Raw genomic sequence first — 24,996 nt, forward strand, 5'->3', positions numbered from 1 at the left:
GGTCGGTTCATTGGTACTCCCGGAGCCTGCGGAAGCATTGCACCACATGGCCGCAGAGAAATCCGGAGAGCGAATCGGGAGGTATCGCGCGGGGCATGGGAGGCCCGGCTCGACCGCGCTCGCGCAGGCGCTCGGAGGGGCTCCGACGTGCGGCGGGGACACGCGTCACCCGCGCGTCGGACGCCCGCTCGCAGGAAGGCAGCGCCCCGTTCGGCGCACCGGGGTCAGGCGGGCGCGGATCAACCGGGCGCGGACAGGGCGAGCGCAGGCCGGGCGAGCGCGGGCCGGGCGCGAGCAGCGGTCAGGCGGACGTGGCCCGGTCGAGCTTGCCGTCGAGCGCGTCGCGCACGAGCCCCAGGTACTCGCTGATCGCGTCCCGGTTGCGGGTGAGGCAGTTGATGCGCGCCTCCATCCGCTCGCGCTCGCGCTCCAGCTGCGCGATCGTCTCGGGCATCAGCTCGTGGTCGAGGAAGTCGTGGATGTTCCTCGGCTTGTGCAGGCACGGCAGGAGCTGCTTGATGATCCTGGTCGGCAGGCCCGCGTCGAGCAGGCCCCGGATCTGGAGCACCCGGTCGACGCTGGACTCGTCGTACTCGCGGTACCCGTTGGCCACCCGCGTGGACACGATGAGCCCCTGCTCCTCGTAGTAGCGCAGCAACCTGCGCGAGGTCTCGGTGCGCTCGGCGAGCTGTCCGATGAGAATGTGACCCACCTCATATCACATCCACTGGACCTTCACACTGGTGTGAAGGTCTGACGATCTCCAGCATGGCGACTGCTGACACCACCGTACCGACCGGCTCACCACCTGCGGAAGCAGGTGGCGCGAAGCTCCCCATGCTCGCGCTGATCGCGCTGTCCACCGCGGCCTTCCTGGGCATCCTCACCGAGGCCCTCCCGGCGGGCGTGCTGCCCGCGATGAGCGCCGACATGGGCGTGGGCGAGTCCGCGATGGGCCAGGTCCTCACCGTCTACGCGATCGCGTCCTCCATCTCCGCGATCCCGCTGTCCGTGCTCACCGCGGGCTGGCGTCGCAAGCCGCTGATGCTGGGGTCGATCGCGACCTTCGCCGTGGCCAACACGGTGACCGCCGTGTCGTCGAGCTACTCGCTGACCATGGTGTTCCGCTTCATCTGCGGTGTCGCCGCGGGCTTCATCTGGGCGCTGCTGGTCGAGTACGCGCGCCGCATGGCACCGCCCCACCTGCAGGGACGCGCGATCGCGATCACCATGGCGGGCGTGCCGCTGGCGCTGTCGCTGGGCATCCCGGCGGGCACCCTGCTGGGCAACGCGTTCGGCTGGCGCGTGACGTTCCTGATCATGACCGGCATCGCGCTGCTGCTGCTGGCCTGGGTGTCGGCGTCGGTGCCGGACTTCCCCGGCCACAAGGCCGAGCACCGGGTGCCGATCCGCAAGGCGTTCACCAGGCCCGGCGTGATCGCCGTGCTGTTCGTGGTGGCGGCGTGGGTGCTGTCCCACAACATCCTCTACACCTACATCTCGACGTTCCTGATCGACTACGACATGGGCGCGCGGGTCGACTCGGTGCTGCTGGTGTTCGGCATCGCGTCGCTGGCCAGCATCCTGGTCGTGGGCGCGCAGGTGGACCGCAGGCTGCGCCTGCTGACCATCGTCAGCGCCGCGCTGGTGGCGGTGTCGGCGGCCATGCTGGTCGGCCTGGCGGACGTCCCGGTGCTGGTCTACGTCGCGGCGGCCCTGTGGGGCCTCGGTTGGGGCGGCGTGACCACGCTGCTCCAGACGGCGGTGACGGACGCGGGCGGCGACAGCGCGCAGGCGCTGCTGGTGACCACCTGGAACGGCTTCATGGCCGGTGGCGGCGCGGTGGGCGGCATCCTGCTGGACACCCTGGGCCCGAGGTCGTTCCCGTGGAGCGTGCTGGCCCTGATCGTGCCCGTCCTGTTCGTGGTGGTGATCGGTCGCCAGCACGCGTTCCCGGCGAAGCGCCCCGGAACCGCGTGAGCCACCACACGGGCCCGGTTCCGCGCCCCCCACGCGGAACCGGGTCCCGGAAATCCGGAGCGGTCGCGGAGGGCGCCCGCGACGCCCGGTGATTCCGAATTGACCGGAGGGCCGGACGGGTTCAGCCCGGAAGGCGGGGAAGAACGACCTCCGAACAGGGGACAGCCGCAAAAAGGGAAACGGGCGGCGATCCGAGGCCGATTGCCGGCCCCGGATCGCCGCCCTTTCCCGCGCCGTGCGTCGAACGGTCTACCCCAACCAATCGAAAGGGACATACCCCCCGGCGCGGCGGCGATCCGGGAAATCTTTTTCACCGTCGCCCCCGAGCGCCGGGGCATTCCGCGGAACCGCAGCGGTGCGGTCACCGCTAGGCGACCTCGGCGACCTCCCCGAGGTCGATCCGCGCCCTGGCGAGCGAGAGCATCCCGCACCCGTAGGCCTTGGCCCGCCCGATGCCGCTGCCGACCGCCTCGCGCAGCTCGTCCGCGTCGGTGACCACGAGGTGCCCGTCGAACCGCACCGCGTCCACGGTGATGGGCCGTCCGGCCTTCTTGCGCCCGGTCATCCTGGGCGCGGACCACAGCGTCACGTCCGGCGCCCCGTCGGACCGCGCGCGCAGCGCGAACCCGTGCCGCTGCCCCTTGCGCGCGAGCCACGACACCTGCGCCTCGGGCGTCCGGTGCGCGACCCGCAGACCCCGCCCGCCCGGCTCGGCGGGCACGCTGTCCTTGGTGGCGTTGGCCAGCAGCCGGAACGCCAGCACCCGGCCGGGCTCGATGGCGTCGAGCAGCGGGTCGAGCGAGCGCACCTCGGCGGGCTCGGTGAGCAGGGTGTCGGGTAACCCGGTCCAGTCCGGCTCGGTCAGGCTCTGCACGTACTGGGTGTAGCCCTCGGTCGTGGGGTCGAGCCGCCACAGCACCCCGTGGGTCTGCCTGGCGGGCGAGCCGTCCTCGACCCTGGGGTAGCCGGACATGACGGTGCGGTGCATCTCGTGCAGGTTCGCCAGGTCCCGGCGGAACTCGCGGGAGCGCACGTCGACGGTCAACTTGGTCAGGAACACCGCGCGATCAACCTTCCTCGGTCAGCTTCTCGGACAGCGCGAACCGCCCCGCGCGGACGGCGCGGGGTCGGGTGGCACGGGTGCGGGCGGCGCGGGGAGCGCGGCGCGGGGAGGGGTGGCCGGGCTCGTCGCGGCGGTCAGCGGAAAGCGCCCCGCTCGGGGCGAGCACATCGCTGATCGGCGCGGGACCCGGCGCGCGGGAGAGCGCGGTTCGAGCCGAGCGGATCATTCCGGGACGGGCGTTGGATAAATCGGGAATGGATAACCGGCGCGCACCGGGACCGTGCAGGCGCCCTGCGGGGCCGACCGGGCACCGCAGGCCGGAGCGCACCGCCCCGACCAGCGGGAACGCCCGCGCGCCCCGCCCCAACGCCTCCCCGGACCAGCCCAGGACCTGCGACGACTTACCCCACGCGGCCCACACCGGTGGAACCGGCTCGCCCACACCACCCTCCCCCACGCGCACTACCGCCCAGGAAGGACATGCAATCACAGGATTGCGCCCGGCGGGACGCGAGATAGCGGAAAGGGGCCGAAAGTCCCGAGGCAAAACAATTCGCCGCACAATTGCGGTCAGGCGTTCCGGTGCGCCGGGGAACCCGACCGGAGCGGTGCTCAACGGTCGGCGGAACGGGAACGGGAACGGGTGGCCGGGGGCCGGAGACGGCAGCGCCCCGCGCGGCGTGACGCCTGCGGCGGGGCGGGATGGGACGGGGTGGGACGGGGGCGTGCCTGGGGACCGGGGGCGCCGGCCGGTCCCCGCGGACCGAGCCGGCGTCGTCCCCCTCTGGCCTACCTCAGTGCTGGACCTTGTCCAGGTGCAGCATCTTCGCGATGACGGCGTCGAGCTCGCCGTCGTTGAAGATCTTCTTCCAGTCGTCCTTGACGATCGTCTCGCGGCCGTAGTCCATCGCGATCAGGCAGGCGTCGGAGAACGGGTTGTCACCCTTGAGGGTGTTCGCGAGCGCGACCTGGACGTGGCCGAGCAGCATGGCGCGGGCGGCGGGCTCGGGGACGCCGACGGTGTTGACGGTCTCCTCCAGCGCCTCCTTGAGCAGCGCGCCGACCATGCAGGCCACCGTCTCGACGAGGGTGGGCTCCAGGTACGCCAGCTGCTTGACGGTCACCCAGTGCACGTCGATGACCGGCGCGTACATGGTGCGGATGACCTCGGCGGCGACGGCCTGGGCCGCCTCGTCGCCCGACTCGATCGCGGCCACGACGTCCTGCGCGGCGGCGATGCCGCCGAAGGTGTCGGCGACCTCCTCCGGGGTCTTGCGCTGGAGGAACACCGACGGGTGACACGGGTGGGCGACGACGAACTCGACGTCGTCGCGCTTGGTGAGCAGACCGGCGTACGCGGCGGCCGGGTCCAGGGTCAGCACGATGGCGCCGGACTTGAGCTGCGGCACGACCTGCGCGGACACCGGGCCGAGCGCGATGTCCGGCACGGCGAGGATGACGACCTGGGCGTCCTTGACGGCCTCGGCGGTGTCGGTGACCTCGCGGCCCGCGTCCTTGACCCGAACCTGACCGGGCTCGGAGTTCTCGCTGTAGAAGACCGTGTGGGAGGTGCGCGCGAGGTTGTTCGACACGCGCATACCCATCTTGCCGCCCGCTCCGATGACGGCGATGGTCAGGTTCTCGGTCATGGTCGTGTGCTCCTCAGGTAGTCCACGCTGTGCGCGGTCCACTGTTGTTCGGTCTTGCGGGTCACGTCCTCGTCGCCCTGCCAGGGCAGCCAGTGCTCGACGATCTGGTTGACCCCGCGCTCGTCGGGGCGGACCCGGTCGAGCAGGTGGTCGTAGTCGAGCAGGCCGGTGCCCATGAGCGCGCCCGCGAGCTGGAAGCCCACCCAGCCCTCGCTGCGGGTGAACGCGAAGTCCTTCGAGTGCACGTTGAGCACGTGCTCGGCGCACCGGTCCACCACCGCGATCGGCTGCTCCAGGGCGGCCACGGTGTTGGCGGGGTCCAGGCAGATCCCCACGCGCGGGTGGTCGACGCCCTCGACGAGGTCGACCAGCGCGGACGTGGACACCTGCTCGTAGGTCTCCAGCGCCAGGTCCACGCCGCGCTCGGCCAGCTCCGGCGCGATGGCGCGCAGGTCGGCCAGCGCCTCGGCGGGGGTGGGCCGGTGGTCGGCGGTGTTGACCATGCTGCGCAGCACCTTCGCGCCCAGCACGTCGGCGATGTCCAGGTAGCGGCGCAGGTGCTCGGGCCGCAGGCCCCTGGTGCCCAGCTCGAACGCCACGCCCGCCGCGTCACCGGCGGCGCGCAGGGCGCGCAGCTGCTCGGCGTCGAAGTCCTCGATGGCCGGGTGGTCGCAGATCTGGAGCAGCCCCACGCCCAGCTCGGCGGTCTTCCCGACCACCTCGACCAGGGTCAGCGGCTTCTCCACCCGGGAGGACAGCTGCCAGAAGAACGCGTAGGTGCTCAGCCCGATGCTCATGCCGGAACCCCCTCCACCTCGGCGACCTCGTCCAGCACCCGGCGCAGCGCGGCGGGGTCGTGCGCGAACCGGCCGAGGAACAGCCCGTCGGCGTCGCCGCCGAGCGCGGAGTACAGGCCGGGCCCGGCGCTGCCGCCGTAGATGACCCGGCTGCCGGGCCGACCGGCCACGTCCCCGCGCAGCGCCGCGCACACCGCGCGGACGTGCTCGTGCGGGGCGGGCTCGGCCGCGCCGATCGCCCACACCGGCTCGTAGGCCAGGGTGATCGGGCCGGGCAGGCTGGCGGAGTTGACCAGCGCGGACGCGAGCTGCGCGCGGCACACCTCCACCGCGTGCTCGACGGTGCCGCGCACCGGCTCGCCGACGCACAGCACCGGCTCCAGCTGGTTGCGCAGCGCGGCGGCGAGCTTGGCGGCGACGATCCGGTCGTCCTCGGTGAACAGCCTGCGCCGCTCGGCGTGGCCGACCTCGACGTACCGGCAGCCGATCTCGCGCAGCGCCACGCCGCTGACCTCGCCGGTGTAGGCGCCCTGGTCCTCCCAGGACAGGTCCTGCGCGCCGACCGCGATCCCGGTGTCACCGGCCGCCGCGACCAGCGCGGAGAGCTCGGTGAACGTCGGCAGCACGAACAGCTCGGCGGTCCCGGAGGCGAGCGCCGGGTGGCCCGCGACCAGGGACAGCACCTCGTCGAACCACTCGCGGGTGCGGCGCGGGCCCAGGTACATCTTCAGGCTCACGCCGATCGCCACGCGCGGGCGGGGGGCTGGCATCAGCGCGTCCCCGCGGTCTCGCGGCCCTCGTCGTACTCGGTGATCAGGGCGACCTTCTGCGCGGAGGCCGAGCCCTCGTCGAAGCGGTACTCCAGCCACTCGCGGGCAAGGCGGCGGGCCAGCTCCAGGCCCACGACGCGCTGGCCGAAGCACAGCACCTGGGCGTTGTTGCTGAGCACGGCGCGCTCGACGGAGAAGCTGTCGTGCGCGGTGACGGCGCGCACGCCGGTCACCTTGTTGGCGGCGATGGCCACGCCGAGGCCGGTGCCGCACACCAGCAGCGCGCGGTCCGCCTCGCCCCTGGCGATCATCTCGGCGGCGGAGACCGCGACCGCCGGGTACGGGGTGTGGCCGTCGGAGTCGACGCCGACGTCGACGACGGACACGACGGCGCCGCTGGCCTCCAGGTCCCGCTTGAGGGCTTCCTTGTACTCGAAGCCGGCGTCGTCGGAGCCGACGACGATCCGGAGCTGCGCGGTCATGCGTGGTCCTCTCGAACGGGTGGTGATGTGTCGCGCCGGTGCCCGCTGCCCCCGTCAGGAGGCGGCGAGCACCCCGGCGACGGTGGTGACGACGAGCGCGAAGGAGATCGCGCCCGCGTCGGGCGTGCCGAGGCTGCGCTCCACGTGGGTGCGCGCCCGGCCCATGCGGGGCTTGAGGTCGGCGGTGGCCTTGGCTGCGGCGTCGGCGACGCGCGCCGACGTGGTCCACGGGTCCGCGTCGCCCGAGGCGACGGCCTCGGCGAACGCGGTGCGGTAGGGCACCAGCGCGTCGACCATGGTCTTGTCGCCGACCTCGGCGCCGCCGAGTCCGAGGATCGCGTCGACGGCGGCGGCCACGGCCTTGGCCGGGTCGCCGGGCTCGGCGTCGCCGAAGGCGCTGCCCGCCGCGTACAGGGCGACGCCCCACAGCGCGCCGGAGGTGCCACCGGCCTTGTCGGCCCACTCGTCGCCCGCGATGCGGAGCGTGGTGCCGAGGCCCGCGCCCTTCTCGACGGCGCGGGCGGCGGCGGCAGCGGCGGCGGTGATGCCGCGCTGCATGCCGATGCCGTGGTCGCCGTCACCGGCGATGGCGTCGATGCGGCCCAGCTCGTCGGCGGCCTCGTCGATCGCGGTCCTGGAGGCCTCGATCGCGGCGGCGGCGCGCTTGGCGGCGGCCTTCGACGCTTCGGTGGCGGCCGGGATGGCCTCCTCCAGGTCCAGGTGGGCCGCCTCGCCCGCGGCGGGGTCGGCGCTCGCCGCGGGCGCGGGGGTCTTGCGGTAGCCGGGCGAGTCGGCGGGAGCCCGCCAGTACCCCTCCAGCTCCTCGTCCAGCCAGACCAGCGAGAGCGAGAGCCCCGCCATGTCGAAGCTCGTGTAGAACTCGCCGACCTCGGGCTCGACCAGCTCGATCCCGGCCTCGGCGAGCAGTCGCGCCACCTCGCGGTAGACGACGAACAGCTCCTCGTACTTGACCGCGCCCAGGCCGTTGAGCAGCACCGCCGCGCGGGCGGGGCCCGCGACGGGGGCGTGCTCCAGGACCTTGCGGACCAGGACGGCGGCCATCTCGTCGGCGCTGGGGACGTCCTGCTCCTCGGTGCCCGGCTCGCCGTGCACGCCCATGCCGATGGCCATGCGGCCCTCGGGGACGGTGAACAGCGGGTCGGAGGCGCCGGGGAGGGTGCAGCCGCTGAACGCCACGCCGATGGTGCGGGTGCTGGCGTTGGCGCGCTCGGCGACCGAGGCGACCTGGTCCAGGGTCAGACCGGCCTCGGCCGCCGCGGCGGCGAGCTTGATCACCGCGAGGCCACCGGCGAGACCCCGCCGGGTGGCGAGGTCCTCCCGGTCGGCCACCGACACGTCGTCGGTGACCGGGACCGTGCGGCTGGGGATGCCGTCGGCGATGAGGCGCTGCTCGGCCTGGCCGAAGTTCAGCACGTCACCGGCGTAGCGGCCGAAGACGAACAGCACTCCCGCGCCGTTGTCGACCGCCCTCGCCACCGACCGGACCTGGCGGGCGGAGGGGGACGCGAACACGTTCCCCATCGCCGCGCCGTGGGCCATGCCGGTTCCGACGAGGCCGCCGAAGGCGGGGTAGTGCCCGGAACCGCCACCGGTGACGATGGCGACGGTGCCGGGCGCGCCCTGGGCGACCCGAACGACCCCACCGGGTACCCGGCGGACACGGGTGGCGTTGGCCGCCACGAAGCCGTCGACCAGCTGGTCGGCGAACTCGGCGGGGTCGTTGCAGAGCCGGGTCATGCGGACTTCTCCTCCAGGGGGGCGGCGGTCTTGGCGGTCCGGCCCTGGCGGTCGAGCACGACCATCAGGATCGCGGAGAGCAGCATGAACCCGCCGACCACGAACATCGGGACGGTGTAGGCGCCGGTGGCGTCGTGGATCGCGCCGGTGATGTACGGGGCGGCGAAGCCCGCGATGTTGCCGACGGTGTTGATCAGCGCGACACCGGCCGCCGCCGCGGCGCCGGACAGGAACTGGGTCGGGATCGACCAGAAGTTCGGCAGCGCGGCGAAGATCGCGCAGGCGGTCACGGTGATCACGGCGATGGTCGCGGCGGGCGAGCCCGCGTACAGCGCCAGGGGGATGCTGATCGCGCCGACGACGGCCGGGATGGAGATGTGCCAGGTCTTGACGCCGCGCTTGGTGGCGTCGCGGGACCAGAGGTAGAGCACGATCGCGGCCGGGACGTACGGGATGGCGGTGATCAGGCCCTTCTCGATCAGGCCGAACGTGACGCCCGCGCTCTCCTGGAAGCCGGAGATGATCGTCGGCAGGAAGAAGGCCAGGGTGTACAGGCCGTAGATGAAGCCGAAGTAGATCAGCGAGAGCATCCACACGCGAGCGGAGCCGAAGGCGGCCTTGAGGCCGTGGTGCTTCTGCGGACCCTTGCCCGCGTCCTCCTTGGAGAGCGCGGTGGTCAGCCAGTCCTGCTCCTCCTTGGTCAGCCACTTGGCGTCCTTGGGGCTGTCCGCGAGGTAGAACCAGGCGATGATGCCCACGATGATCGCCGGGGCTCCGACGCCGAGGAACATGAAGCGCCAGCCCTCGAGGCCGAAGAAGACGTCGTGCTGCTGGATCAGCCAGCCCGCGAGCGGGGCGCCGACGACCGTGGTCAGCGGCTGGGCCAGGTAGAACAGCGCGAGGATCTTGGTGCGGTAGCGCACCGGGACCCACAGGCTCAGGAAGAGCACGGCGCCGGGGAAGAAGCCAGCCTCGGCGACACCCAGCAGGAAGCGCAGGGTGGCGAGCTGGGTGTAGTTCTGCACCCAGGTGAACAGGACGGCGACGATGCCCCAGGTCACCATGATGCGGGCCAGCCAGCGGCGGGCGCCGAACTTGTGCAGGGCGATGTTGCTGGGCACTTCCAGCACGATGTAACCGAGGAAGAAGATACCTGAGGCGAAGCCGAACTGGGCCGCGGTGAGCGCCAGGTCGGAGTTCATCCCGTTGGGCGCGGCGAAGCCGATGGCCGTCCGGTCCAGGTAGTTGATGAAGAACATGAGCGCGACGAACGGAACGAGGCGCATCGCGACCTTGCGGATCGCTGACTTCTCGACTGCGGTGGCCGGTGTGGCCCCGGTAGCCGTGCTGGTGTCCACAGTGACTCCTCGCATGGGCATCTGACACCACTGTCAAGCCTGCGGACAGGACTTGCTCGTTGTGGTGCGGCGACCGCTGCGTCGACCCTCGGCTCGGCGGCGGCGCCGTTCGTGTTGCCGTGAAGTATCACCACGCACCGGTCAACCAGTCAACCGGTTGACCGGTTAACCGGTAACAATTCTGTAGCGCGGCATTCACTAGGATCGGCACGTGCCCGCGTTTTCCAAGGACCCCATCACCGGTCTCCCCGAGGCCATCGGCGACGTCCACACCGGTGGCTCGCTCGCCGCCGGGGTCGCCCAGGCGCTGCTCGCCCACTTCACCCAGGGTGGGGTGTCGGCGGGAGAGCGCCTTCCCCCGGAGCGCGCCCTGGCCTCGGCGCTCGGCGTCGGCCGCTCGGCCGTGCGCGAGGCCTTGGCAGCGCTGGAGCTGCTCGGCGTCGTCGTGGTCAAGCCCGGCTCCGGCACGTACCTGCGCGGCGACGCCTCCGAGCTGCTGCCCAAGACGCTGAGCTGGGGGTTGATGCTCGGCGAGCCGCAGACCCAGGAGCTGATCGAGGTCCGCCACGGCCTGGAGACCTACGCGGTGCGGCTGGCCGCGAGCCGGGTCACCGACGAGGAGCTCGTGCGGCTGGGCGGGTACCTCGACACCATGCGCGCCTCGGTCGACGACCTGGGGCGGTTCGTCGAGGCGGACATGATGTTCCACATGGACATCGGCCACATCGCGGGCAACGAGGTCCTGCACCACCTGCTCCAGAGCATCCGGTCGCTGATCAGGGTGTGGGTCGAGCGCGGCCTGCGCGACCGGCCGCACGCGGAGCTGTCGATCCAGGAGCACAGCCGCGTGCTGGAGGCGCTCAAGGCTCGGGACCCGCAGGCCGCCGCCGAGGCGATGGCCGCGCACATGACCACGGCGGGACGGCGGCTGAGCAGCTCGCTCCCGTCCGAGGACGCTCGGGCGAGCGACGCGCGGTAACCCGAGCGGGGGTGGGACCGGGGCGGGTCGGCGGACGACTCCCCCGGTCGTCTTCTTTCCGGGAAACCACCCGCCAGGGTGAAGCAGGCCGTCCCCGGCGCCACAACGACCCCACCGGCACCGCGCGCACCGCGCGGTCGACCGCGCCGAACCCCTCCCTTGATCCACTGTGGACTATCCACACGAAACCGCTCACACGCGCGGGTGTCGCCTGATAGAACGAAAACAGGCCAACGGGACCTGCGAGGCGTAGCGCAGGGGGGAACCCGCGCACGCCTGAGCACATCCTTGTGGAGCGACATGTCCGGTGGGGGTTACCGCACCGTGCCCGAAGAACTCCGGGGCACGGCGAAGAGCATCGGCGGCGCGGTGGACGGCGTCGTCGGCCCGCACTGGCGACCGCCGTCCGGCGACTACGGCCACGCGGGCGTCCAGGGCGGCTGGGCCGACTTCGTCGAGCGGGCCGCGAAGCGGGTGGCGGAGCTCAGGGAGCGCGCCGAGGAGCACGGCCGCGCGCTGGAGGCGTCCGCGAGCGCGTACGCCGAGCAGGAGGCCGGGGTGTCGGCCGGGATGCGGGCGGTGGACTGGGAGCTTCCGGTCGGGACGGTCGGCTCGGGCGCGGTCGGCGGTGTCCTCGGTGGGATCGCGGGTGGTCCCACCGGCGGGATCGCGGGTGGCGGAGCGGTCGGGGACGTCGTCGGCGGGGCTGGGGCCGGGACGGTCGGCGCGGTCGGCTCGGGCGCCGTCGGCTCGGGCGCCGTCCACGCCGCCGCGCCGGTCGACGGCCGGATCGGTCGCAGGCTCGGCGGTGGCCACCGGTGAGCGCGCTCGGGCGGACCAGCGACCCCCGCGCCCTGATCCCCGGCCTGCCGGAGGCGATCGGCTCCGACCTGCGGCTGCTGGTCCAGGGTGTGCGGGCGGTGTCCGGCACCGGCGCGGAGCTGGGGTCGATCGACGTGGCCGGGTGGGCGGGCGAGGCCGCCGAGGCGTTCCGGGACGCGTTCGGCGCGGAGCCGCCGCGCTGGCTGGCGGCCGTCGAGGAGCTCGGCGAGGGCGGCGAGGCGCTGGCCGACTACGCCACCGCGCTGGTGCGGGCGCAGGCCGAGGCGCAGCGCGCGATCGAGCTGCACGCCGCCGCGAAAGCGCTCTCCCGGCTGGCCAGGTCGCACTTCCTCGCGCAGATCGCGAGCGGCCTGGTCGGCACGTTCGTCGACCCGGCGGCCGGGGTGTTCGAGGAGGCCGAGCGCATCCTGCGGGACGCGCGGGACGAGCTGGCGAAGGCCGGTGGACTGGCCGCCGGGAAGCTCGGCATGACCGAGGGCTCGGACGGGAGGCACACCCGGTCCGGCGGGACGAAGTTCGGCGACGGGGTGGATCCGGCCTGGAAGGGCAAGCCGACCAAGTTCGGCCACGGCACGTCGCCCGGCCTGAACGAGGGCTTCGCCGAGGGCGTCACCGCGCTGCTCGGCCGGCTGGGCGTGGACGTGCCCACGGGCGAGTGGTCCGGTGAGGCCGAGGCGAAGGTCTGGGGCGTCGACGGCGAGGGGTCGTTCGACGACGGGCTCTTCTCCGGTGACGGGCGGTACGGCGCCGACGCGCTGGGCGTGAGCGCGCAGGCCGACGCCAAGTGGGGCGCGAGCGGCATCACCGCGACCGCGAGCGCCGAGGCGTACCTGGCGAAGGCGGAGGCGTCCGGCCAGGTCAGGATGGGTGAGCACGCCTCGGCCTCGGGCAGCGCCGAGGGCTACCTCGGCGCGACGGGGTCGGGCCGGTTCACGCTCAACGCGTCGGGCGTGCGGGCCGAGGTGGACGCGTTCGCGGGCGCGCGGGCCAAGGCCGAGGGCAGCGTCGAGGTCGCGGGCGTCGGGGTCGGCGGCACGGCCGAGGCGTGGGCGGGCGTCGGACTGACGGCGGACGCCCAGCTCGGCATGGGGCCGGACGGCGACTTCCACATCGGCGGCTCGTTCGGCGCCGGGCTCGGACTCGGCGGCAAGCTCGGGTTCGAGTTCACCGTGGACCCGAAGGCCGTGGTGTCGACGGTGGCGGACGCGGCGGGCGCGATCGGTGACGGGCTGAGCGCGGTCGGTGGCGCCGTGGACAATGCCGGGAAGCAGGTGACGAGGTTCTTCGGCGATCTGTTCTAGCGGCGCCCGCCGCCGACGAAGTCCGCAGTGGACCTCGGGTCCACCTCTAGGAGGAGCAAGCAGATGGCCACCACCATCCCCGTGCCGATCGCGTTCGCGCTGCCGCAGGGCTGGATCGCCGCGCCGCCGGACGAGGTCGGTTCCCCCGGCGCCGCGTTCGTGGCGCTGCGCCCGCCCGCGATCGACGGGTTCACCCCGAACATCAGCGTCACCGGCGACTTCGAGACCAGGTCGCTGGTGGAGCTGGCCGACGAGGCCGTCGAGCGGCTGCGCGAGGGCGTCGGCAGGCTCCAGGTCGGGCAGCGGACCGAGGTCGGCACCGAGGAGAGCCCGGCGCTGACCCAGACGCTGCGGATCCAGACCGTGCTGAAGGGGAGGACCACCGACCTGGTGCAGAGCCAGGTGCTGATCGGGATGCGCGGCAGCGAGGACCCGACGAAGGTGGTCGTGCTGCGGGTCATCCTGACGTCGACGCTGGAGCGGTTCGAGTCCGTGGTCGAGGAGTTCCGGCAGTTCGTGTCCACCATCAAGCCCGACCAGACAGCGGGAGGACGGCCGTGACCGACTGGGCGGAGCACCTCACCGCCAGGATCGAGGCGATCGACCTGGCCGCGCGGGGCACGAAGGCGCGCGCGGAGAACTACCGCCGGATGGCCGAGGAGCTGGCGGAGGTCACCGGGACCGCCGCCTCGGACGGCGGGGTGGTGACCGTCGTCGCCGAACCGGGTGGCGCGGTCCGCTCGGTCGTGTTCGGCGCGGCCGTGGCCACCACCGCACCGGCCGAGCTGTCCGCGCTGGTCACGCGCACGATCGCCCGCGCCCAGGCCGACGCGCACCGCGCGCAGGCCGAGGTGGTGCGGCGCAGCCTGGGCGACACCGAGCTGCTGGACCGCGTGCTGGCCGAGGACGCCGCCCTGTTCGGCGACCTCCCCCCGCGCGACCCCGGCCCCGCCGCGCCGGTGACCGCCCCCGCGCCGGGCCGGGCGGGCGCGCCGTCCCCGCAACCGCCCCGCCGCCCCGCTCCGGGCCCCGACGACGACCTGGGGGAGCGCAGCGTCCTGGGCCAGGCCTCCTGGTGAGCCCGTTCTGGGCGGTGACGATCGCGCTGGTCGGGTCGGTGCTGGTCACCGGCGTCGTGATCGGGTTCGCGCTGCGGGCGAGGCGGGCGCAGCGGGCCGAGCTGCTGCGCCAGGTGCGCGAGCACGGCTGGGAGTTCCGCGAGCGCGACGACCGCTGGGTGGGCGTGCACCACGAGCTGGAGCGCCACGTCCCGCTGGTCCCGGTGCTGCTGGGCCCGCAGCCGGTGGTGCGGGCGCGGAAGGCCAAGGACGTGCTGACCGGCGAGCACCGGGGCCGCCGCTTCGCGCTCATCCGGTTCGCCGTCACGCGCAGGGAGAACACGTCCCAGACCAGGTGGGTGGACGAGCAGGACCTGTGGGTGCAGCTGCCCGCCCCGAGGCCGACGCTGCGCGTGGGGCGCGGGACCGCGCTGTCGAACCGGATCAACGCCGCGATCGCCCCCGGCGTGTTCCTGCTGGGGCACCCGGAGTTCGACCGGGAGTACCAGGTGACCTGCTTCGACGAGGCGTTCGCCAGGGCGGTGCTCACCCCGGAGGTGGTGGCGCACCTGCTGAGCACCGGGAACCGGGGCTTCTGGGTCCGGGGCTCCTGGCTGGGTGGCTTCCCGTCCTACCGCGAGCTGAGGGACGTCGCGGGCGTGCTGGACGCCTACTGCGACCTGCTCGACACGATCCCCCGGCACGTGTGGTCCTGACCTTCACCCGGACGGCCGACCCGCCCTGCGCGCGAGGGCGCGCTCTGCTGTGCTCTCGACCGGCCGCGCCCGGCGGCCGGTGAGGTGGTGGGGTCGTGCTGCTGCGCGTGCGTGCCGGGGGCGACGCCGAGGCGTGGCCGTCGGACGCGTTCTGGACCGGGCTGGCCGCGGTGGTCGTGGCGCTCGTGCTGGTCGCCGTCCTGCTGGTGGTCATCGCGGTGGTCGCGTTCAAGGTCATCAGCCGGACCTTCGGCGGCGAGGGCGGTGAGCAGCGGATCATCGCGTTCGCCGTAAAGCGGTTGCGCAAGGAGGCGGCCAAGAACGGGTGGCGGGTCAGCGAGGACGACACCCACGCGGCCCGGCTGCTCGACGAGCGGCGGAACCACCCGCTCCCCGGCGTCGAGCCCGAGCCACCGGTGGCGAAGGCGCTGGTCGCGCTCACCGGAGCCCACCGGGGCAGGCGGTTCTGGGCCGGGGCGTTCGAGGCGGCGGACGAGGAGGACGGCGACCTGGTGGTGTGGTTCGACCTGCCCGCGACCAAGCCCGCGCTGGACGTGCGGGAGCGGGACGACTGGGAGCCCGACGGCGAGGAGCCGCGCGAGGACGCCGACCCCCGGGAGGACGGCCTGCTCACCGGCAACGCCGACTTCGACGCCCGCTTCCTGGTGCGCGCCGCCGACCCCGACCACGCGCGGGCCGCGCTCACCCCAGAGGTGATCGCGCACCTGCTCGCGTCCCGGTCCCTGGCGGGCTTCTGGGTGCGCGGCCGGATGGTCGGGATGGACGTCCCGTTCGGCTTCTCGTTCCGGGGCATCGCGCTCGCCTCGCTGAACAAGGCGGTCGACCTCGTCGAGCTCATCCCGGACCGCGCCCTGCGCTGAGCAGTCCCGCGCCGAGCAGTCCCACGCTGCCCCTCCCCTCCCCCGCCCCGAAGTCACCTCCGGGGCGCGAGCAGCGCGATCACCGCCTCCGCCGCCGGTTCGGCGAGCGTCTCCAGCCCCCGCCCCTCCTCCACCGCCGTCGCCATCAGCTCCCGCAGCCCGCCGATCAGGATCGTCGCCCACTGCTTGTCCACCGGCCGCAGCCCCGCCGCCCGCAGCTCCTCCGTGTCGCACAACCGCTGCACCATCACCACGAAGTGGTCGGTGACCTCCCGCTCCAGCGCCCGCGCGGCGGCCCCCAGCGACGGCAGGTCCCTGATCCAGCTCAGCGTCAGCTCCGGCGTGGCCCCTGCGGCGTCCAGCCACGCCCCCACCGCCTGCCCGACCTGCTCCTCCCACGGCGCGCGCGGGTCGACCGCCTCGGTGATCCGCACGATGATCCGCTGGTTGGCCTCGGCGAGCAGCCGCGCGTAGCAGGCCTCCTTGTCGGCGAAGTGCTCGTAGAAGGTCCGCCGCGAGGTCCGCGCCCGCCGCACGACGTCGGCGACCGTGGTCCGCCGGTACCCGTCCTCGGCGATGCCCTCCGCCAGCGCCCGCAGCAGCCTGCTCCGGAACCCCGCCGCGCCGGTGCTCGTCACGCTCCTGACGTTATCGGGCGCGGGCGGGCCGCCGCGCCACGGCCTGCCCGCCCGCAGTCGCGACCTTGTGGTCCGGACCACACCGCGCGTAACGTCCGCAGCGGGGTACGCAGGTGTACCAAGCCACCGAGGAGGCCCTTGCGTGAGCGAGCACGTGGACGTCCTGATCGTGGGCGCGGGCATCTCCGGGATCAGCGCGGCGCACCACGTGCTGCGCGCCTTCCCGAACCGCTCGTGCGCGGTGCTGGAGGCCAGGGACTCCCCCGGCGGCACCTGGGACCTGTTCCGCTACCCCGGCGTCCGCTCGGACTCGGACATGCACACCCTCGGCTACCGCTTCCGCCCGTGGTCGCTGCCCGAGTCGATCGCGCCGGGCGGGGCGATCCTGGACTACCTCAAGGACACCGCCGCGCGCTCCGGCGTCACGGACCGGATCCGCTTGCGGCACAAGGTCTCCCGCGCCGAGTGGTCGAGCGCGGACAACCGCTGGGTGGTGCACGCCGAGCACGACGGCGAACCGGTCGTGCTCACCTGCGACTTCCTGCACCTGTGCGCGGGCTACTACCGCTACGACCGGGGCCACCGGCCGGACTTCCCCGGCCTGGCCGACTTCGGCGGCGCCGTGGTGCACCCGCAGCTGTGGCCGGACGACCTGGACTGCGCGGGCAAGCGCGTGGTGGTGATCGGCAGCGGGGCCACCGCGATCACCCTGGTCCCCGCGCTGGCCCCGGAAGCCGGGCACGTCACGATGCTCCAGCGCTCCCCCGGCTACGTCGCGTCGCTGCCGAACGACGACCGGCTCGCACGCGCCCTGCGCCGGGTGGGCGCGCACGGGCTGGTGCGGTGGCGCAACATCGCGCTCAGCTCCGGCCTGTACCACCTGAGCAGGCGCGCCCCGAAGCTGGTGAAGCGGTTGCTGCTCAAGGACGTCGCCCGCAGGCTGCCCGCGAACTACCCGGTGCGCGAGCACTTCTCGCCGCGCTACGACCCGTGGGACCAGCGGTTGTGCGTCGCCCCGGACGGCGACCTGTTCACCGCGATCAGCAGCGGCCGGGCGTCGGTGGTGACGGACCGGATCACCCGCTTCACCCGCACCGGCGTCGAGCTGGAGTCGGGCCGGGAGCTGCCCGCCGACGTGGTGGTGACGGCGACCGGCCTGACCCTGCTGCCGCTGGGCGGGATCGACCTGGTGGTGGACGGCGAGCCGGTGAGCCTGCCGGACAAGCTGGTGTACCGGGGCACGATGCTCAGCGACGTGCCGAACCTGGTGTTCACGGTCGGCTACACGAACGCCTCGTGGACGCTCAAGGCCGACCTGGTCAGCGAGTTCCTGGTGCGGGTGCTGCGGCACATGGCCGAGCACGGCCACCGCAGGTGCGCGCCGCACACCGACAACCCGGCGATGCCGACCCGCCCGCTGCTGGACTTCTCCGCCGGGTACGTGCTGCGCTCGGTGCACGAGTTCCCGAGGGCGGGCGCGGAGGGGCCGTGGAAGCCGGTGAAGGGCTACCTGCCGGACATCGTGTCGCTGCGGCACCGCCCGGTGGCGGACGGCGTGCTGGCGTTCGGCTCCTGAGCAGTCCCAAGCCCCCGGTCCGTCTCAAGTCCTTGAGCCACCCCAAGCCCCCGGTCCGCCCCAAGTCCCCGGTCCGCCTCAAATCCTTGAGCCGCCTCAGGTTCAGGTTCCGGCGACCCCGGCGTCCCGCAGCGCGGCCCACACCCGGTCGCGGCGCAGCGGGAGCCGGGTGAACCGGACCCCGGTGGCGTCCAGGACGGCGTTGGCCAGCGCGGGCGCGACCGGGTTGACCGGGCTCTCGCTCATCGACTTGGCCCCCAGCGGCCCGTACGCGTCCCCGTTGTCGCTGAACCACACCTCGGTGCGGGGCACGTCCGCGAACGTCGGCACCCGGTACCGCCGGAGCACGTCCGTGCTCACCGCCCCGGCCGCGTCCAGCAGCACCTCCTCGAACAGCGCCGCCCCGAGCCCCTGCGCGACCCCGCCCTCGACCTGCCCCCGGCACTGCAGGGGGTTCACCACCCGACCGGCGTCGGCCGCGTGCACGCTGCGCAGCACCTCGATCTCCCCGGTCCCCGGATCGACGGCGACGGCGAACCACTGCGCGTTGAACGCGACCGACCGGGGCGTGCCCGCGAAGCTGCCCCGCCCCTCCAGCTCCACCCCGGCGGCGCGCGCTGCGGCGTGCACCTCCTTGAGCGGCAAGGGTTTCCCGCCCACGAGCACCGCCTCCACCCCCAGCTCGCACGCCGAGACCCCGACCCCCGCGAGGGAGGCCGCGAACCCCAGCACCCGGTCGGCGAGCCGCTCGGCGGCGGCGAGCACGGCCTTGCCCGCGACGACCAGCCCGGTGGAGCCGAACGCCCCGGTGTCGTAGCCGACGGCGTCGGTGTCGGCCTGCCGCACGGAGATCCGGTCCACGACGGTGCCCAGCGCGTCGGCGGCGAGCTGCCGGTGCGCGGTGGTGGTGCCGTTGCCGAACTCGGCGGTGCCCACCGCGATCTCGTACCCGCCGTCGGGCCGCACCCGGACGGCGGCGTCGGCGTGGTGCCCGCGCGGCGGGGTGGTGGCGATCATCGACACGGCGCCGCCCTGCCCGACCAGCCACCCCGGCGGCGCGGCGGGCGCGGGTTCGGCGCGGGCCAGCCTGATCCGCTCCAGGCACTGGTCCAGCCCGTACCCGGCGATGTGCAGGTCCTCCTCCTCGCCGAGCGCGGTGACCAGGACGTCACCGCCCCGCACCAGGTTCCGCTCCCGCACGTCCAGCGGGTCCAGCCCGAGCCGGTGCGCCACGTCGTCCACAACGGACTCCACGGCGAACGTCACCTGCCCGAGCCCGTACCCCCGGAACGCCCCGGACGGCACGGTGTTGGTGCGCACCGCCACGCCCTCCACCTTCTTGTTGGCGCACCGGTACACCGACACCGACTCGCTGCACCCGTGGAACAGCACCCCCGGCGCGTGGTTCCCGTACGCGCCGGTGTCGGACACGACGTCCAGCCGCAGCGCGGTGAACGTCCCGTCGGCCCGCGCGCCGAGCCTGGCCCGCACGGTGAACGGGTGCCGCACGGTGGTCCCGGTGAACTGCTCGCCCCTGGTGTGCTCCAGCCGCACCGGTCGGCGTAGCTTCAGCGCGGCGAGCGCGACCACGTCCTCGACCAGCACCTCCTGCTTGCCGCCGAACCCGCCGCCGACCCGCCCGGCGTGCACCCGGACCGCGTCCTGCGGCAGGTCGAACAGGGCGCACAGCAGCCTGCGCGCCAGGAACGGGGTCTGTGTGCTGGAGCGCACCACGAGCCGGTCGTCCTCGAACCAGGCGACCGCGCCGTGCACCTCAACGCTGGCGTGCTGCACCCGCTGGGTGCGGAACTCCCGCTCGCACACCACGTCCGCCTCGGCGAACCCGGCCTCCACGTCGCCGACCTCGCCGGACAGCCGGGCCACGACGTTGCCGTCCGGGTGGGCGAGCGGCGCGCCGGGCGCGAGGGCGGCGTCGGGGTCGAGCACGGCGGGCAGCGGCTCGTACCCGACCACGACCAGGTCGCGCCCGGCCTCGGCGGCGGCCTCGGTCTCGGCGACCACGGCGGCCACCCGCTGGCCGGTGAAGCGCACCACGTCGTCCAGGACGCGGGTGTCGGCCGGGTCGTCCTCGACCAGCTCGTGCAGCGCGGTGGAGAAGCGGCGCGCGGGGGCGTCGTGGTGGGTGAGGACGGCGACCACGCCGGGAACGGCGAGCGCGGCGGCGGTGTCGATCGAGGTGATCCGGGCGTGCGCGTGCGGGGAGCGCACGAGCTTGAGGTGCAGCGCGCCGGGGACGTCGACGTCGGCGGTGAACGCGGCCCGGCCGGTGACCACGTCGGGTCCGGCGGGCGCGCCGAGGCTGCTGCCGACGGCCGCGCCGGGCGGGGCGTCCTGGACGTTGCGCACGCCGCGCACGGCGTCCTCGATCGCCCGGTACCCGGTGCAGCGGCACAGGTTCCCCTTGAGCGAGCGCGGCAGGTCGGCCTCCTGCTCGGGGGTGAGCGCGGCGACGGTCATGATCATCCCGGCGGTGCAGAACCCGCACTGGAACCCCTGCGCGTCCAGGAACCGCCGCTGCACCGGGTGCGGCTCGCCGTCCGGTCCGGCCAGCCCCTCCACGGTGGTGATCTCGGCGCCGTCCGCGCGCAGCGCCGGGTACAGGCAGCTGTGCACGGGCAGCCCGTCGACGTGCACCGTGCACGCGCCGCAGTCACCGGCGTCGCAGCCCTTCTTGACCCCGTGCCAGCCGAGTTCGCGCAGGTAGGTGCGCAGGCACTGGCCGGGGCGCGGCTCCCGCTCGGCGGGGTGGCCGTTGACGCTGGTGGAGAACCCCATCACTCGCCCCCCAGCTCGCGGCGGACCTGCTCGGCGAGCCGCCCGGTGAGGTGCCGCCGCCAGGCGGGGTCGCCGTGGACGTCGTCCACCCACTCGGGGACACCCGCGACCAGGGCCGCGACCTCGTCCGCCCCCGGCACGCCGGGGAAGTCCAGGACCACCGGCGCGGGCACGGAGGCGGTGAGCGCGAGCCGGAACCGGTCGCCGTCCAGCACCCCGACGACCAGCGCGGCGGACCGCCCGTGCGCGTGCAGGGAGAACTGCCGGAACGCGGTCCTGGCGCGCAGCGCGGAAGCGGAGATCGTGATCGACCGCAGGTAGCTGCCGCGCCCCAACCGGGTGACACCGGGGGCGACGACGAACCCGTCGGCCACGAGCCGCTCCCCGCCGTCCGGCAGGACGACCCGGCACACCCCGCCGAGGGCGGCGGTCAGCGCGATCACCGGCCCGGCGGGCAGCGCGGCGCACAGGTTCCCGCCGACGGTGGCGGCGTTCCAGATCTTGAACGAGGCCAGGAACGCCCGGCAGCACTGCTCGACCAGCGGAACGCCGCGCTCCCGCCCCCAGTCGACGAGCTGCGCGATGGTGCAGGTGGCGGCGATCTCGACCCCGCCGTCCGCCAGTTCGGTGACGGGCGCCCAGCCGAACCGCGTCAGGTCGACCAGCCGCCGGGGCCGCAGCGCGGGCTCCCCGAACACGACCGTCCCACCCGCGAGCCACACGTCCCCGTCGCGCCACTCCCCCACCTCACGCGGGTCGCACACCTCGACCACGCCGCTCAGGTCCACGCCCCCTCCTCACCCCGACAGGTGCACCGGTCTACCCGCCGCAGGTTGCGCGGGGGAACGCGGACCCCGCAGCAGCGCGGGAGACCACCCGGAAGGGCTAACCGGGGCAGCGGTCTTCCGAAGCGACCCGACAGCCACCGGACCGACGGCAAGACCCGCCCACCGCCCAGGACCCGCCACCCACCCACAGCTACCGCCCACCGCCAGCCGACCACCAGCCGCCACCCACATCCAGTCGCCCGCCGCTCGCATCCAGCCGCCGTCAGCGAGCCGCGCCCGGTCACCCCGCCGCCCGCCAGCCGCCCCCGATCACCCCGCCGCCAGCACCCGCCCGCTCCCCGCCCCCCGCTCCCCCTCCCGCAGCGGCACGCCGACCCCCGGAGCCCTTCCCCCTGCCCTATTCCCACCTCCCCCCACTCGTGCGGTTTCCCACACCCCGGCGATTCGGCGCGTCCCCGAGGGGTAACAGTGTTTGAGTAACAGTGTTGTCAATCGTTCGACCGAAAGAGGGGCAAGGCATGAAGGCGGCGGTGTACTACGAGAACGGCGGTCCCGAGGTCCTGCGCTACGAGGACGTCCCCGACCCCCAGCCGGGGCCGGGCGAGGTGCTGCTGCGCGTGGCCGCCGTCGGGGTCCAGGGCGGTGACCTGCTGCACCGGCAGCTCGCCCCGCTCAAGTCGACCCCGCACGTGGTCGGCTACCAGGCGTCGGGCACCGTCGTCGCGCTCGGCGAGGGCGTGACCTCGCTGGCCGAGGGCGACCGGGTCGTGGCGTTCATGCAGTCCGGCTCGCACGCGGAGCTGGCCGTGGCCCAGGCGGGCAACGCCTACCGCGTCCCCGAGAACCTGGACCTCAAGCTCGCGGCGGGCATCCCGGTCGAGTTCGGCACCGCCGACGACTGCCTGTTCGAGTTCGGCGGGCTCCAGGCGGGCGAGACCGTGCTGATCCAGGCCGCCGCGGGCGGCGTCGGGCTCGCGGCCGTGCAACTGGCCAAGGCCGCGGGCGCCACGGTCATCGGCACCGCCTCGCAGCCGGACAAGCTGGAGCGCCTGGCGCAGTACGGCCTCGACCACGCGATCAACTACCGCACCGAGGACGTCGTCACCAGGGTCATGGAGCTGACCGGCGGCCGGGGCGTCGACGTCGTCGTCGACCCGGTGGGCGGGCGCACCCTGGAGGGCAGCGTCGCGGCGCTGGCCTACCGGGGCCGCATCAGCTGGGTCGGCCAGGCCGGTCGGGACGCGCAGCCGCCGAACATCGGCCCGCTGATGTTCAAGAACGCCTCGATCAACGGCGTGTACTTCGGCGGCGAGATGGCGCACAACCCGGCGCGCACCCGCCCGCTGGTCGAGCGGCTCATCGCGCGGGTCGCCTCGGGCGAGCTGACCGTGGTGCTGGACAAGGAGTTCCCGCTGTCCGAGGCCGGTGACGCGCACCGCCACATCGAGGGCCGCACCGCCTTCGGCCGGGTCCTGCTGCTCCCCTGACCCCGGAAGGGTGACCCCGGAAGGCTGAACCTGGGACGACCGACCCCGGACAGCCGGGAGCCCCCGGCGCCTGCGCGGCGACGGGGGCTCCCGACGGGGCTCACTTGGTGGTGCGCTCCAGCTCCGCCAGCGCGGAGGCGAACGCGAAGTACTTGTTGGTCCCCAGGTCCCGGACCGTCTTGATGCCGAGGGCGGCCAGCTTCTCGCCCGCCGCCTCGCTGACCCCGGCCAGCGCCGCGACCGGCGAGTCGAGGATCTCGGTCAGGCCCAGCTGCTCGTACGCCTTGTCGAGCTGCTTGTCCAGGTCCAAGGAGAAAGCCACCGCACGTCCCCGTTCGCAGAGTTGTCGATCTTGACACACTCACCGTATCGGGCGATAACTCCGGTTTGCCCGCACCAGTGCGGACATCACTCGATCAGCCCAGTGACTTTACTCTGCGCAACCGGACCGACGTGATGGCCCGCCGCTCGACAGCCAGGACCTCCACGCCCCACCCGGACACCTCGGCCCGTTCACCCGCCCGTTCGGGGATGTGCCCGAGCACGGTCAGCAACAAGCCCGCCACGGTCGTGTAGTCACCCTCCGGGGCGCCGGGCAGCTCCACGCCGAGGTCGACCAGGTCGTGCACCGGGAACGAGCCGGGCAGCACCAGCGCCCCGTCGTCCTCGCGCCGCACGGCCATCACGTCGCGGTCGGTCTCGTCGTAGATCTCGCCGACGATCTCCTCCAGCAGGTCCTCCAGCGTGACGATGCCGTCGACCGCGCCGTGCTCGTCCACGACCAGCGCGAACTGCTCGTGGTCGGTCTTGAACCGGCGCAGCGCGTCGGACACCCGCAGCGAGTCGGGGAACACCACGGCCGCCCGCACCAGCTCGGCCAGCGGGGTGGTGTCGGACAGCAGGTCGCGCAGGTGCACGACCCCGACCAGGTCGTCCAGGTGACCGCCGCGCGCGACCGGGGCCCTGGAGTGGCCGGACGCGGCGAGCTTGCCGCGGGCGGACGGCACGTCGAGCGCCGCGTCGAGCACGACGACGTTGCGCCGGGGCACGAACACCTCGCGCAGCCGACGCTCGTGGATCTCCAGCGCGCCGTTGATGATCATGCGCTGCTCGCCGTTGAGCCCGCGCTGCGCGGACACCAGCTCGCGCAGCTCCTCGGGTGACATCTCCTCCGCGTCGGTCTCGGCCTTGCCGCCGAACACCCGCACCACGGCGTTGGTCGAGGTGCTCAGCAGCCAGATGACCGGGCGGGACACGGTCGAGAGCAGGTGCAGCGGCTTGGCCACGAGCAGTGCCCAGCGCAGCGCGTACTGCATGGCCAGCCGCTTGGGGGCCAGCTCGCCGAACACCAGGGTCACGAACGTCAGCACGATCGTGACCAGCGCGACGGCGACGGCGTCGGCCGCACCGCCCAGGAAGGACAGCAGCGGCACCAGCGGAGCGGCGAGCGAGACCGCCGCCGTGGCCGAGGCGAGGAAGCCCGCCAGGGTGATGCCGATCTGGATGGTCGCCAGGAAGCGGTTGGGGTCTCGGGCCAACCGCACGAGTGTCCGACCAGCCGACCCGCCCTCGCGCTCCAGCGCCCTGAGCTGCCCCTCCCGCAGCGAGATGAGCGCCATCTCGCTGCCCGCGAACAGCGCGTTGAAGAGCAGCAGCACCACGACCAGCGCGATGTTGAACCCGTACCCGTCCACCAGACCCCAAACCTCTCGAAGCGGAATAACGGGGAAACTACCGGCAGTAGCCAATAGTTCCCCAAGGGTGCACGGACGCAGCCGCGCGCGCGTCGCGAGCGCCCCCCCGCGCGCCCACCGCGCACCCCCGGCGCGCGCCCCGAATGACCACGCGCGGTAACCGGGCGACCGCGCCGGGCATTCCCGCCGGACCCCACCCCTACATTCCTCCGGGGACGCCCCCCGATTCCTGACGCGGACCGGCCCCGTTCCGGGCAATCGATCATGAAATCGGTCCGTGATATCGCCGCGCGCACCCCCGCCATTTCCTGACGGCGACAGCGCGCGGACCTGCGCGGGAACCGGAACGCGCACCCCCTCATTCAACAACCGGTGATCAGAC

At 73.5% G+C, this 24,996-nt stretch carries 23 protein-coding genes; 10 read left to right on the forward strand and 13 right to left on the reverse strand.

Translation table 11 applies throughout. The features are described from left to right. Window positions 1-301: 301 nt before the first annotated feature. Window positions 302-703, reverse strand: a complete 402-nt coding sequence (locus LV78_RS01400; protein ID WP_253843220.1) for a MerR family transcriptional regulator — start codon at window positions 701-703, stop codon at window positions 302-304. A gap of 65 nt (window positions 704-768) precedes the next feature. Between LV78_RS01400 and LV78_RS01405 the strand changes: the two genes are divergently transcribed. Continuing rightward, on the forward strand, window positions 769-1,980 hold the full coding sequence (locus LV78_RS01405; protein ID WP_253842677.1) for an MFS transporter: 1,212 nt from the start codon (window positions 769-771) through the stop codon (window positions 1,978-1,980). Between the two features lie 367 nt (window positions 1,981-2,347). Here the strand turns inward: LV78_RS01405 and cas6e are convergent, their stop codons facing one another. The 7 genes from cas6e to LV78_RS01440 form a co-directional block, all read right to left on the reverse strand. Next, window positions 2,348-3,040 carry a type I-E CRISPR-associated protein Cas6/Cse3/CasE gene (gene cas6e / locus LV78_RS01410; protein ID WP_253842678.1) on the reverse strand — a complete coding sequence of 231 codons (693 nt, stop codon included), beginning with the start codon at window positions 3,038-3,040 and terminating at the stop codon, window positions 2,348-2,350. 797 nt (window positions 3,041-3,837) lie between these two features. Continuing rightward, the gene (locus LV78_RS01415; RefSeq protein ID WP_253842679.1) at window positions 3,838-4,692 is read right to left on the reverse strand and encodes a phosphogluconate dehydrogenase C-terminal domain-containing protein; all 855 of its coding nucleotides are present in this window, start codon (window positions 4,690-4,692) and stop codon (window positions 3,838-3,840) included. Then, the gene (locus tag LV78_RS01420; protein WP_253842680.1) at window positions 4,689-5,489 is read right to left on the reverse strand and encodes a sugar phosphate isomerase/epimerase family protein; all 801 of its coding nucleotides are present in this window, start codon (window positions 5,487-5,489) and stop codon (window positions 4,689-4,691) included. Before LV78_RS01420 ends, LV78_RS01415 begins: the two co-directional genes overlap by 4 nt. Next, window positions 5,486-6,259, reverse strand: coding sequence for a triose-phosphate isomerase family protein (locus tag LV78_RS01425; RefSeq protein WP_253842681.1), 774 nt, complete (start codon window positions 6,257-6,259; stop codon window positions 5,486-5,488). The genes LV78_RS01420 and LV78_RS01425 overlap by 4 nt, the downstream gene beginning before the upstream one ends. After that, window positions 6,259-6,741 carry a ribose-5-phosphate isomerase gene (locus tag LV78_RS01430; RefSeq protein WP_253842682.1) on the reverse strand — a complete coding sequence of 161 codons (483 nt, stop codon included), beginning with the start codon at window positions 6,739-6,741 and terminating at the stop codon, window positions 6,259-6,261. Before LV78_RS01430 ends, LV78_RS01425 begins: the two co-directional genes overlap by 1 nt. A 54-nt stretch (window positions 6,742-6,795) precedes the next feature. Next, on the reverse strand, window positions 6,796-8,499 hold the full coding sequence (locus LV78_RS01435) for a dihydroxyacetone kinase family protein (protein ID WP_253842683.1): 1,704 nt from the start codon (window positions 8,497-8,499) through the stop codon (window positions 6,796-6,798). Continuing rightward, entirely contained in the window at window positions 8,496-9,857 is a 1,362-nt protein-coding gene (locus tag LV78_RS01440; protein WP_253842684.1) for an MFS transporter, read from the reverse strand. The genes LV78_RS01435 and LV78_RS01440 overlap by 4 nt, the downstream gene beginning before the upstream one ends. Window positions 9,858-10,068: 211 nt before the next feature. Between LV78_RS01440 and LV78_RS41455 the strand changes: the two genes are divergently transcribed. The 7 genes from LV78_RS41455 to LV78_RS01475 all read left to right on the forward strand — a co-directional run bounded on the left by LV78_RS41455 (window position 10,069) and on the right by LV78_RS01475 (window position 15,635). Then, the gene (locus LV78_RS41455; protein WP_253842685.1) at window positions 10,069-10,836 is read left to right on the forward strand and encodes a FadR/GntR family transcriptional regulator; all 768 of its coding nucleotides are present in this window, start codon (window positions 10,069-10,071) and stop codon (window positions 10,834-10,836) included. Window positions 10,837-11,136: 300 nt separating this feature from the next. Then, a complete protein-coding gene (locus LV78_RS01450) occupies window positions 11,137-11,658 on the forward strand; it encodes a hypothetical protein (RefSeq protein WP_253842686.1) in 522 nt (173 codons plus the stop codon). Further along, window positions 11,655-12,980 carry a putative T7SS-secreted protein gene (locus LV78_RS01455; protein ID WP_253842688.1) on the forward strand — a complete coding sequence of 442 codons (1,326 nt, stop codon included), beginning with the start codon at window positions 11,655-11,657 and terminating at the stop codon, window positions 12,978-12,980. Before LV78_RS01450 ends, LV78_RS01455 begins: the two co-directional genes overlap by 4 nt. 63 nt (window positions 12,981-13,043) lie before the next feature. After that, window positions 13,044-13,541, forward strand: a complete 498-nt coding sequence (locus tag LV78_RS01460) for a peptidase M16 family protein (RefSeq protein WP_253842689.1) — start codon at window positions 13,044-13,046, stop codon at window positions 13,539-13,541. Next, on the forward strand, window positions 13,538-14,059 hold the full coding sequence (locus tag LV78_RS01465; RefSeq protein ID WP_253842690.1) for a YbaB/EbfC family nucleoid-associated protein: 522 nt from the start codon (window positions 13,538-13,540) through the stop codon (window positions 14,057-14,059). Before LV78_RS01460 ends, LV78_RS01465 begins: the two co-directional genes overlap by 4 nt. Further along, a complete protein-coding gene (locus tag LV78_RS01470) occupies window positions 14,056-14,754 on the forward strand; it encodes a DUF3137 domain-containing protein (RefSeq protein WP_253842692.1) in 699 nt (232 codons plus the stop codon). Before LV78_RS01465 ends, LV78_RS01470 begins: the two co-directional genes overlap by 4 nt. Window positions 14,755-14,849: 95 nt before the next feature. Continuing rightward, complete coding sequence (locus LV78_RS01475; RefSeq protein ID WP_253842694.1) at window positions 14,850-15,635, forward strand: DUF3137 domain-containing protein; 786 nt, start codon at window positions 14,850-14,852, stop codon at window positions 15,633-15,635. Between the two features lie 53 nt (window positions 15,636-15,688). On the opposite strand, the gene LV78_RS01480 is transcribed toward LV78_RS01475, so the two are convergent. Continuing rightward, the gene (locus LV78_RS01480; RefSeq protein WP_253842695.1) at window positions 15,689-16,273 is read right to left on the reverse strand and encodes a TetR/AcrR family transcriptional regulator; all 585 of its coding nucleotides are present in this window, start codon (window positions 16,271-16,273) and stop codon (window positions 15,689-15,691) included. Between the two features lie 142 nt (window positions 16,274-16,415). On the opposite strand from LV78_RS01480, the gene LV78_RS01485 reads away from it, so the two are divergent. After that, window positions 16,416-17,849: a flavin-containing monooxygenase gene (locus tag LV78_RS01485; RefSeq protein ID WP_253842696.1), complete on the forward strand. Its 1,434-nt coding sequence runs from the start codon at window positions 16,416-16,418 to the stop codon at window positions 17,847-17,849. 102 nt (window positions 17,850-17,951) lie between these two features. On the opposite strand, the gene LV78_RS01490 is transcribed toward LV78_RS01485, so the two are convergent. After that, the gene (locus tag LV78_RS01490) at window positions 17,952-20,645 is read right to left on the reverse strand and encodes a molybdopterin-dependent oxidoreductase (RefSeq protein ID WP_253842698.1); all 2,694 of its coding nucleotides are present in this window, start codon (window positions 20,643-20,645) and stop codon (window positions 17,952-17,954) included. Then, window positions 20,645-21,433 carry an FAD binding domain-containing protein gene (locus tag LV78_RS01495; protein WP_253842700.1) on the reverse strand — a complete coding sequence of 263 codons (789 nt, stop codon included), beginning with the start codon at window positions 21,431-21,433 and terminating at the stop codon, window positions 20,645-20,647. The genes LV78_RS01490 and LV78_RS01495 overlap by 1 nt, the downstream gene beginning before the upstream one ends. A 518-nt stretch (window positions 21,434-21,951) precedes the next feature. On the opposite strand from LV78_RS01495, the gene LV78_RS01505 reads away from it, so the two are divergent. Further along, a complete protein-coding gene (locus tag LV78_RS01505; RefSeq protein WP_253842702.1) occupies window positions 21,952-22,920 on the forward strand; it encodes a quinone oxidoreductase family protein in 969 nt (322 codons plus the stop codon). Window positions 22,921-23,020: 100 nt separating this feature from the next. On the opposite strand, the gene LV78_RS01510 is transcribed toward LV78_RS01505, so the two are convergent. Both LV78_RS01510 and LV78_RS01515 read right to left on the reverse strand, forming a co-directional pair. Continuing rightward, the gene (locus LV78_RS01510; RefSeq protein ID WP_096493075.1) at window positions 23,021-23,242 is read right to left on the reverse strand and encodes a hypothetical protein; all 222 of its coding nucleotides are present in this window, start codon (window positions 23,240-23,242) and stop codon (window positions 23,021-23,023) included. A gap of 94 nt (window positions 23,243-23,336) precedes the next feature. Then, entirely contained in the window at window positions 23,337-24,614 is a 1,278-nt protein-coding gene (locus tag LV78_RS01515) for a hemolysin family protein (protein ID WP_253842704.1), read from the reverse strand. Window positions 24,615-24,996 lie beyond the last annotated feature (382 nt).

Source organism: Actinosynnema pretiosum (assembly GCF_024171695.1).
GTDB lineage: Bacteria > Actinomycetota > Actinomycetes > Mycobacteriales > Pseudonocardiaceae > Actinosynnema > Actinosynnema pretiosum.

What these genes read in the sequence shown, in the direction of transcription:
- LV78_RS01435 (WP_253842683.1), bottom strand. Translation starts at nt 8,499, where the DNA reads ATGACCCGGCTCTGCAACGACCCCGCCGAGTTCGCCGACCAGCTGGTC.
- LV78_RS01490 (WP_253842698.1), bottom strand. Translation starts at nt 20,645, where the DNA reads ATGGGGTTCTCCACCAGCGTCAACGGCCACCCCGCCGAGCGGGAGCCG.
- LV78_RS01415 (WP_253842679.1), bottom strand. Translation starts at nt 4,692, where the DNA reads ATGACCGAGAACCTGACCATCGCCGTCATCGGAGCGGGCGGCAAGATG.
- LV78_RS01450 (WP_253842686.1), top strand. Translation starts at nt 11,137, where the DNA reads ATGTCCGGTGGGGGTTACCGCACCGTGCCCGAAGAACTCCGGGGCACG.
- LV78_RS01420 (WP_253842680.1), bottom strand. Translation starts at nt 5,489, where the DNA reads ATGAGCATCGGGCTGAGCACCTACGCGTTCTTCTGGCAGCTGTCCTCC.
- LV78_RS01405 (WP_253842677.1), top strand. Translation starts at nt 769, where the DNA reads ATGGCGACTGCTGACACCACCGTACCGACCGGCTCACCACCTGCGGAA.
- LV78_RS01505 (WP_253842702.1), top strand. Translation starts at nt 21,952, where the DNA reads ATGAAGGCGGCGGTGTACTACGAGAACGGCGGTCCCGAGGTCCTGCGC.
- LV78_RS01425 (WP_253842681.1), bottom strand. Translation starts at nt 6,259, where the DNA reads ATGCCAGCCCCCCGCCCGCGCGTGGCGATCGGCGTGAGCCTGAAGATG.
- LV78_RS01430 (WP_253842682.1), bottom strand. Translation starts at nt 6,741, where the DNA reads ATGACCGCGCAGCTCCGGATCGTCGTCGGCTCCGACGACGCCGGCTTC.
- LV78_RS01460 (WP_253842689.1), top strand. Translation starts at nt 13,044, where the DNA reads ATGGCCACCACCATCCCCGTGCCGATCGCGTTCGCGCTGCCGCAGGGC.